General features: G+C 61.4%; 11 protein-coding genes and 1 riboswitch. Of the genes, 4 read left to right on the top strand and 7 right to left on the bottom strand.

Going from position 1 to position 11,777, the window contains the following annotated elements; translation table 11 throughout:
* Positions 1-112 precede the first annotated feature (112 nt).
* From bchL to GG26_RS06860, 3 genes are all read right to left on the bottom strand, one after another.
* Complete coding sequence (bchL, locus tag GG26_RS06870; protein WP_041439195.1) at positions 113-949, bottom strand: ferredoxin:protochlorophyllide reductase (ATP-dependent) iron-sulfur ATP-binding protein; 837 nt, start codon at positions 947-949, stop codon at positions 113-115.
* A gap of 380 nt (positions 950-1,329) precedes the next feature.
* On the bottom strand, positions 1,330-2,616 hold the full coding sequence (locus GG26_RS06865) for a recombinase family protein (protein ID WP_011431180.1): 1,287 nt from the start codon (positions 2,614-2,616) through the stop codon (positions 1,330-1,332).
* A 126-nt stretch (positions 2,617-2,742) separates the two neighbouring features.
* Positions 2,743-3,714: a 30S ribosomal protein S1 gene (locus GG26_RS06860; RefSeq protein ID WP_011431178.1), complete on the bottom strand. Its 972-nt coding sequence runs from the start codon at positions 3,712-3,714 to the stop codon at positions 2,743-2,745.
* A 200-nt stretch (positions 3,715-3,914) separates the two neighbouring features.
* Here GG26_RS06860 and obgE point away from each other — a divergent pair, with 200 nt between their 5' ends.
* Genes obgE through GG26_RS06840 form a run of 4 tightly spaced genes read left to right on the top strand, consistent with a single transcriptional unit; the run spans position 3,915 to position 6,796 of the window.
* Complete coding sequence (gene obgE / locus GG26_RS06855) at positions 3,915-5,072, top strand: GTPase ObgE (RefSeq protein WP_011431177.1); 1,158 nt, start codon at positions 3,915-3,917, stop codon at positions 5,070-5,072.
* The gene (locus tag GG26_RS06850) at positions 5,014-5,382 is read left to right on the top strand and encodes a hypothetical protein (RefSeq protein ID WP_228375305.1); all 369 of its coding nucleotides are present in this window, start codon (positions 5,014-5,016) and stop codon (positions 5,380-5,382) included. The genes obgE and GG26_RS06850 overlap by 59 nt, the downstream gene beginning before the upstream one ends.
* 21 nt (positions 5,383-5,403) lie before the next feature.
* Positions 5,404-6,111 (top strand): L-threonylcarbamoyladenylate synthase, encoded by a 708-nt coding sequence (locus GG26_RS06845; protein ID WP_011431175.1) that lies wholly within the window; start codon positions 5,404-5,406, stop codon positions 6,109-6,111.
* A 55-nt stretch (positions 6,112-6,166) separates the two neighbouring features.
* The gene (locus GG26_RS06840; RefSeq protein ID WP_099812851.1) at positions 6,167-6,796 is read left to right on the top strand and encodes a PAP/fibrillin family protein; all 630 of its coding nucleotides are present in this window, start codon (positions 6,167-6,169) and stop codon (positions 6,794-6,796) included.
* On the opposite strand, the gene GG26_RS06835 is transcribed toward GG26_RS06840, so the two are convergent.
* From GG26_RS06835 to GG26_RS06820, 4 genes are all read right to left on the bottom strand, one after another.
* The gene (locus tag GG26_RS06835) at positions 6,793-7,701 is read right to left on the bottom strand and encodes a hypothetical protein (RefSeq protein ID WP_414389574.1); all 909 of its coding nucleotides are present in this window, start codon (positions 7,699-7,701) and stop codon (positions 6,793-6,795) included. The two genes, GG26_RS06840 and GG26_RS06835, sit on opposite strands and share 4 nt — an antisense overlap.
* 111 nt (positions 7,702-7,812) lie before the next feature.
* Positions 7,813-8,841 (bottom strand): sirohydrochlorin chelatase, encoded by a 1,029-nt coding sequence (locus GG26_RS06830; RefSeq protein WP_414389572.1) that lies wholly within the window; start codon positions 8,839-8,841, stop codon positions 7,813-7,815.
* A gap of 29 nt (positions 8,842-8,870) precedes the next feature.
* A riboswitch (cobalamin riboswitch) is annotated at positions 8,871-9,007 on the bottom strand.
* A gap of 128 nt (positions 9,008-9,135) precedes the next feature.
* Complete coding sequence (locus GG26_RS06825; protein ID WP_414389569.1) at positions 9,136-11,454, bottom strand: heavy metal translocating P-type ATPase; 2,319 nt, start codon at positions 11,452-11,454, stop codon at positions 9,136-9,138.
* A 110-nt stretch (positions 11,455-11,564) separates the two neighbouring features.
* A complete protein-coding gene (locus GG26_RS06820) occupies positions 11,565-11,759 on the bottom strand; it encodes a heavy-metal-associated domain-containing protein (protein ID WP_011431170.1) in 195 nt (64 codons plus the stop codon).
* Between the last annotated feature and the right edge of the window lie 18 nt (positions 11,760-11,777).

Raw genomic sequence — 11,777 nt, 5'->3', positions numbered from 1 at the left:
CATCTTGGAGTGGAAAGCGGGCCAGACAACGAATTGATAAGGTTTGCGACGGTTTTTCGAAACAATTGCTTCACTTTTAGACACACCGGCAAGCTGGCAGGCTTGGGATCCCTTACACCAGCGCCGGCTCCCGCACGGGGGTTTTGTAAAAGTCCGAAAGCAGGGCAAACAGCTCCCGATCCTCGGCAGGCCGGGGCACGATCCCCTCCGGGCGGGCCAGCAGCTCGTCGGCGATGTTCAGGTAGTACTGACAGACGGGCTCCAGGCTGGGATCCGTCTCTGCCATCTCGAAGAGGGTTTTGCCCTTCACCCGCGAGATGCGAATGTCCTCGACCAGTGGCAACACCTCGAGCACGGGCATGGGCACTGCCGAGACGTATTGGTCGATGAGATCCCGCTTGCTGGTGCGATTGCCGATCAACCCGGCCAGCCGCAGCTTGCGGGTTTTGGCCTTCTCCCGCACCGAGGCGGCAATGCGATTGGCGGCAAAGAGGGCGTCAAAGCCGTTGTCGGTCACGATCACGCAGTAGTCGGCGTAGTTGAGGGGGGCAGCAAAGCCGCCGCACACCACGTCCCCCAGCACGTCGAAGAGAATGACGTCGTATTCATCGAAAGCATTTAGCTCCTTCAGGAGTTTGACGGTCTCCCCCACCACATAGCCGCCACAGCCGGCCCCCGCCGGTGGACCGCCCGCCTCGACGCAATCTACGCCGCCATAGCCGCGGTAGATCACGTCCTCCGGGTAGATGTCTTCGTAGTGGTAGCCCTTGGCCTCCAGAGTGTCGATGATGGTGGGGATCAAAAAGCCGGTCAGGGTGAAGGTGCTGTCGTGCTTGGGATCACAGCCGATCTGCAGAACCTTTTTGCCCCGCTTGGCCAAAGCCACCGAGAGGTTGCAACTGGTGGTGGACTTGCCGATCCCACCCTTTCCGTAAACTGCCAACTTCACAGCACGTTCCTCCACAAGCCTGGCAAAGGCCATTATCGGCAGCCCATCCACCTCCTGAGAAGTGTTAAGAAGAGTTAAGGGAAGTCTAAAACAGGTTAAAGGAGTTTCCTAAATCGCTGGACAGACAAAATTCCGTCCAAAAGATTTTTAGAGCTAGATTTTAGCTGTTTATCAGCTTTTGTTTTTTGTTTTTGTATAAAAGTAGATCAAAAGCAAATGATGCCTCTCTCCTCGCCTCTGACGAGCGCTGACGACAAACGTCCTCCCGTCAACCCGATGGAGACGGCTGGCGGGATCCCTGTTCCCGGTGTGAGGGCGGGTCTCAAGAATTGTCTCAATGTCCAGAGGAGCGGCGGAATCGGCAATTCAAAAGGGATCCCTTAGGGATCGAAGGCAAAGGTCATCTGCACGGCCCCTGTAGAATCCACCTCAACCCTGCGCAGGAATTCCCGCAGGTAGGCGCGGCGCTCACTCTCGCTGAGGTCTTGCCAGAAGGGCGGGATGGAGAGAGTTTGGGCAATCTGGAGGAAGTTGGCGGGGGGGAGCTGTTCCAGCTTTTGGGCCAAGCGGGCCGTTTCCGCCCGCAACTGGTAGCAGCGCTGGGCCAGGGCAGGTTCGTCCATTAGTCCAGATTGCTGCAGCTCCTCCAGTTGTCGCAGCCGCTCGCTGTTGGCTTGGATCTGGGCTTGGAGCTGTTGGCGGGTTTGATCCAGGGCCTGCCGATCCAGGTTTTGGGCCCGCTGGGGGAGCTGTTGGCAGACTTGGCGGATCACCTCCTGCAGAACGGCGGCGTAGTGGAGGCTGTAGCGACAGGTTTGGCAACGCAGGTAGAGGTAGGAGGAGCCGTTCTTCTTGGCCTTGCGAGGGGTGGTTTGCACAATGCGCAGAAGGCTGCCGCAGACGCGGCAATGGACTAGGCCGGCCAAGGCGCGGGGGGCGCTGGCGCTGCGGCGCGGGATCTTTTGGTTGCGTTTGAGCCAGCGATCGATCTGGGCGGCCTCGGCGCGGCTGAGGAGAGCCGGGTGGGTATCGCGCAGAACGGTGCCGTCGGCGTAGGCCAGATCTCCACGATAGACCGGGTTGAGCAGCCAGTTGCGCCCGGTGGCCACCGAAATGCGCTTGTGGTGTTTTTCAGCGATGAAGCGCACCGCCTGGCGCAAGGATCCGTAGAGAAGAAAGTGCTGGAAAAAATCCTGAACAATGGGGGCTTGGCGGCGATCCAGCGCGTAGCGATCCCCTTCGCGGCGGTAGCCAAAGGGGGCAGGCCCAGGGGGAGGCTTGCCCGCTAGACGGTTTTGGGCTTGGCTGCAGCAGAGGCGGCGGCTCTGCAATTGATGGGGGAGCTCGGCCAGCAGCGGGATCCAATCGGCAGCAGCGCTGGGGGTGTGCAGGCCGGACTCGTTGACCAAGCTGAGGCGGAGCCCCGCTTGTTGGATCTGCAATAGCCGTTGGTGGACTTCCTCCACTCGATCCCCCAGATCCGCCAGGCGCACCAGCAGCACCTGCTGCACCGATCCGGCGGCAATGCCCTGCAACAGCTCTTCCAGATGGATGCGGGATCCCCAGTCGTGCCAGATGGGATCGGCCCCGTGTGCTTTCAACCAGGCCAGCTCCTGGTCTGGCCAAGAGGCATGGGCGGGCGTGTAGAGGTAGCCGCAAACGCTCATGGACAAGCAAACTCTCACCGCTGCTGTACCCGCACCCGACACCCCTCTTGGCCAGGGATCCCAGCTAGGCTAAGGGAGAGACAAACCGGCAAGCCTTGGCCGCCGAAGGCTCTCCGCAAGATGGCTTTACTCCACCGCCGCAGCCGCGTATTCCAGCTCCTCTTCCGAAACCTCCAGCGGCGCCTCCTCGACTTGTCCTTGCTTGGCAGCCCGCAGTTGCTCGCGGTACTTGGCCGCCATTTCTTCTGCTTTTTCGTAAACCAGCTTGGGATCTCGCAGCATGTCGCCGGGATTGGGCTCCAGTTGCTTGGTAGACAGCGAGATGCGACCCCGTTCTGCGTCTAGGTCGATGATCATCACCTTCACTTCGTCGTTGACGTTGAAGACGCTGTGAGGCGTGTCGACATGCTCGTGGGAGATCTCGGAAATGTGCAGCAAGCCAGAGACGCCGCCAATGTCGATGAAGGCACCGTAAGGCTTGATGCCGCGCACCGTGCCGACCACTACCTCGCCCACCTCCAGCTTGTTCATCTTCCGCTCCACCAGGGCGCGGCGATGGCTCAACACCAGTCGGTTGCGGTCTTCGTCCACCTCCAAAAACTTCAGGGGCAGCTCTTCGCCCACCAGCTCTTCCTTGGGCTTGCGGCTGCTGATGTGGGAGCCGGGGATAAAGCCGCGCAGTCCCTCAATACGCACCAGGGCGCCTCCGCGGTTGGTGGCAAAAATGGTGGCCCGCACCGTGGCGTCTTCTTTTTGTAGCTGCCGCACCCGCTCCCAGGCCCGCATGTACTCGATGCGGCGGATGGAGAGGGTCAGTTGCCCCTCTTCATTTTCTTCGGTGAGGATAAAAAACTCGCGCGTCTCTCCCGGCTGCAGCACCTCGTGCGGATCCTCTATCCGGCTGATGGACATCTCCTGCAAAGGCAGGAAGGCAGCCGTCTTCGCCCCAATATCGATCAACGCACCGCCCGGCTCCACCGAAAATACCGTGCCAGCTACAATTTCGCCAGGGCTGAAGTGATAGTCGTACTTATCCAAGAGGGCGGCAAAGTCCTCGGTGGTGAAACCTACATCGGCAGCAGCGGTGAATCGACTCATAGGGGTGTAACAGCAGAGCAGTTGATGCGAATTAGCAGTTGAACTTGTAAGGAACAGCTCCCATACTCGCTCACCCTCCCAGGCGGGACAGGCAATGGCTTGGGAAATACTATAGTAGCTTAAGAGGGCAGCTTTTGTGGCAAACTTCCTCGCGATCCTGCCAAGCTAGAGAGAGAGGGCCACAGGTGGGAGAGGGGCGATTGCACTTTATCGACCAGGCGGAAATTGAAGTGCAGGCGGGGAACGGCGGAGATGGCATTGTTGCCTTTCGCCGGGAAAAGTATGTGCCCGCCGGAGGGCCCTCAGGGGGCAATGGAGGACGGGGCGGCTCGGTGATCCTGGTGGCAGATCCCGGCCTGCAGACCTTGTTGGATTTTCGCTTTCAGCCGGTGATCAAGGCAGAACATGGGGCCAAAGGGGGGCCCAACCATCGCAGTGGCGCCAGTGGTGCGGATCGGCTGGTGCGGGTGCCCTGCGGCACAATGGTGTTCGACACAGAGACCGGCGAGCTGCTGGGGGATCTGGTGCAGCCCGGGGATCGGCTGCTGGTGGCTCGGGGCGGGAAAGGCGGCCTGGGCAATGCCCATTTTCTCAGCAACCACAATCGGGCTCCCCGCCAATTTACCAGGGGCCAACCGGGAGAGCGGCGACGCCTGCGCCTGGAGCTAAAGCTCATTGCCGAGGTGGGGATCGTCGGTATGCCCAATGCGGGCAAATCCACCCTGATCTCGGTGGTCTCGTCCGCCCGGCCCAAGATCGCCGATTACCCCTTCACCACCCTGCAGCCCAATTTGGGAGTGGTGCCCCATCCTGCCGGGGATGGGGTGGTGTTTGCCGACATTCCCGGACTGATCGAGGGGGCACACCGAGGGGTGGGGTTGGGCCACGACTTTTTGCGCCATGTGGAGCGCACGCGGGTGTTGATCCACCTGGTGGACGGCACAGCAGCAGATCCCGTCAGGGATTACCAAATCATTCAGCAGGAGCTGCGCGCCTACGGCCACGGGCTAAGCGACAAGCCGCAGATTGTGGTTTTGAACAAGATCGATGCCCTTGAGCCCCAGGAGGTGAGCGAGCGCACCCAGCGGCTGTCAATGGCTGCCGGTGCCCCGGTATCGGCCATCTCGGCGGTTGCCAGGCAGGGGCTGGAGCCCTTGTTGCAGCGGGTGTGGCAGTGCCTGGGCCGGGATCCGGATCTCCATCGACCCGCGGCGGCTAGCAAAATCCAGCCAGTTCGGGGGCAGGAGAATCTTAGAATAGGAGTGCCCCTGCCTTCCCAAAACTCAGAGATGAGCGGCTATGTATATCTCGGCGGAGGATCTGCCCCCCGATTTGCGCCAGATCAAGTTGGCCATTGAGCAGGCGGCCCAGGCGAGGGCGGGAGCTTGTGTGGAGCTGTTGATGCTCCTGCGGTTGTTGGAGGATCTGCACCGCACGATTTTGGAGGGGGCCTTCCGAGAGTCTTTGCCCAACACCCGGCAAGAGCTCTATCGGGTGCTTCAGGATTTGGAGGAAGCAGGCGACTGGCCCTATTTGCCTCGTCTGCATATTCAAGCGCTGATGCAACGGCTAAAAGATTGGCCGCAGGGATCCCTGTCGGTGCCGCCTACCCCTCGTTCTGGGGGAGTTGCGGAAGTGGTGGAAAGCCCTAGCCGCTCCGAGTCTTGAGGTTTTGCTTTTTTCTCCCGAATGGCCGAGTATTTTAAGCTCCATCCACAGCATCCCCAGGCCCGTTCCATCCAACGGATTGCAGCCGCTCTGCGGGAAGGGGCGGTCATGCTTTACCCCACCGATACGGTCTATGCCATTGGCTGCGATGTCACCCACAAGCAGGCGGTGGAGCGGGTAAGGCGTCTCAAGCGGCTTTCCAACGACAAGCCCCTCACCTTTTTGTGCCCTTCGCTTTCCCAAATTGCCCAGTATGCCCAAGTGAGCGATCCCGCCTATCGGCTGATGCGGCGGCTGATCCCGGGCCCGTTTACGTTTTTGCTGCCGGCCACCAAGCTGGTGCCCAAGTTGGTCATGGATCCCAAGCGGAAAACCACCGGCATCCGCGTGCCCGATTCGGCCATCTGTCAGGCGCTGTTGGCCGAGCTGGGCAATCCCATCGTCTCCACCTCGGCCAAGCTGGGCGGGGATCCCGTCGGCTCTTTGGAGGTGGGTTTTGACTCTGCTGGGGATTGGGAAGAGGGGGGAATCTTTACCGCCGAGGAAATGCGACAGTTGGAGAAACAGGTGGATTTGGTGCTGGATGACGAGGCTCCCTATCGGGCCCAGGTCTCGACGGTGATCGATCTCACGGGGCCGGAGCCGCTGCTGGTGCGGGCCGGCTTGGGGTACGAGCAGGTGGCGGATCTAATAAATCTAAATCTGAAGCCGGTGGAAGCGGAGGGTTGAGGGCAGAGGGATCCCGTGTTCTCTAGAATAGGGCCGGTGCCTGTGGAGTGTGCCCATGCCTGAGTCTTTGGCTGAGCAAAAGCTGGCCCTGTTGCGCCTGCTGGAGGGGGCTGACCGAGGCCGGAAGGTTTCCCCTGACCAGAAAGCCCAGATCTTGTCTCACATTGCTGCTTTGGAGGCGCTCAACCCCACCCCCAGGCCAACCTCTGTTCCTGAACAGTTGGAGGGGAACTGGCTTACCCTATTTACCACCAGCACAGACCTGCTGCGGCTGGCCCAGTTGCCCCTTCTGACCACCGGCGAGATCTACCAGTGCATTCGGGCCAAAGCTGGGCGGGTCTTTAACGTGGCGGAGATCCAGGGATCCGGCTGGCTGCAGGCTTGGCTGCCCCGGGGAGTTGTGGCGGTGGCGGCCCGCTTCTACCCAGAGTCGGAATGCCGGGTCAGGGTCATTTTCGAGCGCTTGGTGCTCGGATCCCAGGCCTTGATGAGCTACGAGATCGAGAGTTTTCTCTATCTGCTCGAGCGGGATCCCAAACGGATCCCGGCGGTGCAGATCGACGTTCGCCGCCGCGAGCCAAGGGGTTGGCTGGATATCACCTATTTGGATGAGGACCTGCGGATTGGGCGTGGCAGCGAAGGGAGTGTGTTTGTCCTGCAGCGGGTGAGCCGAGGCTGCGGCTAGCCGGAGGTGCCAGAGAGTTCGGCGGCGGCAATTTCAGAAGCAGTCGTCTTGGGAGTTAGGGTAGAGCCTATCTCCCAGAGGGTCTGCAGGGCGCGGTAGGACTCCCGCAAAGTCCGCAACTCCTGTTGGGATTGCTCCAGTTGCCGGGCCCATTCCTCCTGTTGGGAGCGCAGCTTTTGGTTTTCGGATTTTGTGCGCTGCAGGAGGCGCTTAAGTTTTTGCTGCTGCTGCTGGAGTTGGGCCCGCTCGGCTTCCGACTGCTGCAGTTGGATCCCTTGCCGTTCCAGCTCTATTTTTAGGGTGGTAACTTGCGATTGAAGTTGGCGGAGCCTGTGGCGCAGTTCCCGCTCTGGTGTGGGTTTGGCCGGTTTGGAGTTTGGGGAAGAGGGCGGGGGTGATGTTTGGAGATTTTGCAAGTGCCGTTGCAACCGTTGGGCTTGGGCCTGCAGAACTCGGCACCGCTGCTGCTCGCTGCGCAGTTGCGCTTGGGGGCGTTCGCAGGTTTGGATTTCGGCTTTCACCTGCTGCTTGGTGCGGTCGAGGATCTTTTGGTGGCGGAGCTGGGTTTGGCGGATCTCCTCAGCCACTTGCAGAGGACGCGGATCCACTTCGGGTTGCCGCGGCCTACCACCGTGATCGGCAGGATCGAAGGGAGACACAGCCGCCAACAGCGATTCTCGAAAGTCAGGCCAGGAATGCGACTGCAGACCCATCTGAACCACCCGCCAGGCCCCATAGGAGGCCCCAATTGCAGCCAGGAGCCCAGGGATCCCGGCCAAGGACAGGGAAACCTTGGGCAGGGTCGGCAGGATCTGATCCAGCAGGCCCACCACCAACGCGAAGACAAAGATCCCGCTCCCCGCGGCAGCGGCACCTGAGACCCAAGAGGAGCGGGAGAACATCATCGTTTCTGTTTTTTCGCTAGCAGAACCACCGGAGCAGGAGAACCAGAGGTCAGGTTCACAGATCGCCTGCCTGCATCTCAGTTTATCCCGCCGGCAGCCTCTGTTTCTCGCTTAGGGCACTTGCCAAGCCCGCTGGTGGTAGCTCTGCAATTCGGCCCAGGGATCCGCTGCTGCTGCGGGGGTATGGCCGTGGTTGTGGTGATGGTGAGAGTGATGGTGATGGGATCCGTGCCCATGGGAGTCATGGTCATGGTGATGAGTATGCCCCGCTCCCAGCTCTGCGCTCACCGCCAGGCGAAACTTGCAGAGGTGGCAGTTCATCAGGGTTTGGCCCTGGAGAGCTTCCTGCTCCAGTTGCTGCAGGCTGTGCAGCACCGCGTCCACAAGGCCCAATTCCGGCAGCATCAGCCAGTCGATCTCGGGGTATTGGCGTCGCCGTTCTTGCACCGCCGCCTCGATTTTTTTCACCAGCACCCCTGTAAAGAGAAAATAGGGCAGCACAACCACCCGGCGCGGCTGCCAAGAGAGGGCCCGCTCCAGACCCACCGGCAGGCGGGGATGGGTGATGCCGATAAAGCAGGTTTCCACGGCAGCAAACCCGGATCCTTCCCAAAGCAGCCGGGCCAGCTTACAGGCTTCGGCGTTGGCTTCGGGATCGCTGGAGCCGCGACCCACAAATAGGAGCACGGTTTCTGCCTCTGGGATCCGCCGCGGTTGGGCAGCTATCAGAGCAGCCAATCGGTCTCGCAGCAGTTGCAAGATCTCGACCCGGATCCCCAGCGGCCCGCCGTAGTGGATGCGCAACTGCGGGTGGAGGGCCTGCAGACGATCCAGCTCCACCGTCACGTCGAACTTGTTGTGGCGCGCCCCAAAAAGCAGCAGCGGCAGGGCCACGATCTCCTGCCACCCTTGGGCCAAGCATTGTTCCACCCCCTGGGCAATACTGGGCTGGGCTAGCTCCAAAAAGCAGGGGATCACCGGCCGATGGGGGGTGAGGGATTGATAAACTTGGGCCAGCTCCAGAAAGGCTTGCTGCCCTTCAGGGTCACGGGATCCATGGCCGATGAGCAACAGGGGCAAGGCAGGAGAAGAAAACTGCCCAACCGCACGGGGAGGGGAAAAACTGAGGACATCCAACACAAAAAACTCCGTTCCTTGTGAATCGCAAGGGGTACAGGACAACGGCAGGTGGGTGTTCTGGCTGAGGGAGGGATCCCATCACAGTTGCGTCACAGTGGCGGATTTGCACCGCGCTTTCCCCAGTCTGCCTGAGCCTTTTAGGTTAGCTTGCCGCTTGTCGTTCACCAAGCCCCCTGGGGGGGATGTCCTTGTCTGCCAGAAGATAGCCCTGAGGCATGAGCGGTACGGCAGACTCATGCTCAAAGGGCAGCAAAACTGTTGCCGCGCTAATCCCCCTTGCCCCTGGGAGAGGGCCTAACGCCGGCCCGCTGGTCTGGGGGGCTGAAAGTGTCGCAGGCGCAGGGCATTGGCGACCACCGAAACGGAACTCAGGGCCATGGCTGCCCCCGCCAGCATAGGGTTGAGCAGCCAACCGGTGAAGGGGTAGAGCGCCCCAGCGGCAATCGGGATCCCGAGCGTATTGTAGATAAAGGCGAAGAAGAGGTTCTGGCGGATGTTGTTGAGGGTGGCCCGGCTGAGTTGAATGGCTGTGGCGACTCCCCGCAGATCCCCCGACATGAGGGTAATATCGCTGGCGGCCATCGCCACATCCGTACCTGTACCAATGGCGATCCCCACATCGGCTTCTGCCAGTGCCGGCGCATCGTTAATGCCATCTCCCACCATCGCTACCCGGTGGCGGGGCCGTCTGAGCTGGCGAATATAGGCTGCCTTTTGCTCAGGGCGGACTTGGGCGATCACCCGGCGAATGCCTGCCTGCCGAGCAATGGCCTGGGCGGTGGTGGGGTTATCCCCGGTCAGCAGGATCACCTCCAGGCCCATCTCCTGAAGCTGGCGCACCGCTACAGGGGAGGTGGGTTTAATGGGGTCGGCAATGGCCAACAGCCCCACCAGACGGTGGGATTGCGCCACGCCGATCACCGTTTTGCCCTGGCTTTCCCAGGTCTGAACCCGCTCCAACCAAGAGGGATCCCAAGCGATCCCCATCGCCTGCAACCAGCTCAGCCGACCGATGCCGACCCACTGATCCTCCACCCAGGCTTCTGCCCCCTCGCCCACTTTTGCCTGAAAGTGCTGGGCCGGCGGGATCGAGATGCCTTCGGCTTCGGCTTTTTGCACCACTGCCTGGGCCAGCGGATGTTCCGAGTGTTGTTCCACCGCTGCTGCCAGGCGCAACAGGGCTAGGGGGGAAGATCCTGGCGTCCAGATCTCGGTGACGCTGGGACGGCCCTCGGTGAGGGTGCCGGTTTTGTCCAGGACGACTGTGCCCAGGCGATGGGCCAGCCATTCCAGGCTTTCGGCCCGCTTCACCAGGATCCCCAGTTCTGCCCCCCGCCCCGTCGCCACCATGATCGAGGTGGGGGTGGCCAACCCCAGCGCACAAGGGCAGGCGATGATCAGCACCCCAATGGTGTTCACCAAAGCCAGCGTCGGATTGCCCGCCAGCCCCCACCAGAGCACAAAAGTTAGGATGGCTACCCCGATCACCGCCGGCACAAACCAGGCCGTCACCCGATCCGCCACCTGTTGAATGGGAGCTTTGGATCCCTGGGCCTCCTGCACCAGGCGCACGATCTGGGCCAGAAGCGTATCTTTGCCCACCCGCCGCGCTTCCATCACAAAGCTGCCCGTCTGGTTGAGGGTGGCCCCGATAACCTCATCTCCTGCCGACTTGCTCACCGGCAGGCTCTCGCCCGTCACCATCGACTCGTCCAGGCTGGAGGATCCTTCCAGGATCACCCCGTCTACTGGCACCTTCTCACCGGGGCGCACCCGGATGCGATCCCCCACCTGCACCGCCGCAATCGGGATATCCTGCTCCACCCCGTCGCGGATGACCCTTGCCGTTTTCGGCTGCAGCCCGATCAGCTTGCGAATGGCCTCGGAGGTTTGCCCCTTGGCCCGCTGCTCCATCCATTTGCCCACCAGCACCAGGGTGACGACCACCGCCGCCACTTCGTAGTACACATCCGGGTGCAGGCCCTGCTGGTGGAAGAAGTTGGGAAAGAGGGTTTGAAAAAGGGAGTAGAAAAAAGCGGCGCTCGTTCCCAAAGCTACCAAGGTATTCATATCCGCCGAGCGTCGCTGCCAAGCCGCCCAGGCGCCACGATAAAAAGGCTGGCCCACCCAAAACTGCACCGGCGCCGTCAGCAGCAACTGCAACCACGGATCCTGCAGCCAGGGGGGCAGGCCGGGGATCTCCCGCCCCAGCATCATCGGCAGGGATCCGATCAGCAGCACCGTGCTGAGGCCCACTCCTATTGCCACCTTCAGCTTCAATTCCCGTTCTGCCGCCCGTTGGGCGATCCGTTTTGGGTCGGTCGGATCGGACTGTTGCCAATCGTCTTCGACCAAGCGCGCCTGATACCCCGCCTGCTCCACCGCCCGGATCAAGGCTTGCGGATTCACCAGCCGGGGATCCCCTCGCACGATGGCCTGCTCGCTGGCAAAGTTGACCGCTTGTGCCGTAACGCCCCGCACGCGACTGAGGGCCTGTTCAATGACGGCAGTGCAGGAGGCGCAGCTCATGCCCTGGATAGCCAAGCGCCAAGTGCCGCCAGCAGATGAGGCGGACAGGCCGGGGGCAGCGGAATGGGAACCCGAATCAGACATGGCTGTCCTCAGAGCAAAAATTAATAGCAAAAGCCCTCTTTCCCCCAACCAGGGGAAAACCACACCTGTGAACCTTGTCCCGCTACTGCCGACGGGCAAGGGAAAAATCGCTAGGCCGGCGGATAGCCCACTTGGGCGAGCACCTGCCGCCAGACACTTTCCGGCTGCTCAGACGTAATCCGCACCTGCTTGGTCTTGGGATCCGCCTCCACCTGCGCCTGGGGATCCTGTTGCCGCACCGCCTGCGTGATGGTGTCCACACAAGCGGAGCAGGCCAGCTTCGGCACCGTCAAAACAACTTGCATCCTGGGAAACCTCCCCAG

It is taken from the genome of Synechococcus sp. 'PEA 65AY6A-5F PE A' (assembly GCF_047462575.1).
GTDB lineage: Bacteria > Cyanobacteriota > Cyanobacteriia > Thermostichales > Thermostichaceae > Thermostichus.
This window is presented reverse-complemented; position numbering and strand designations above follow the sequence as displayed.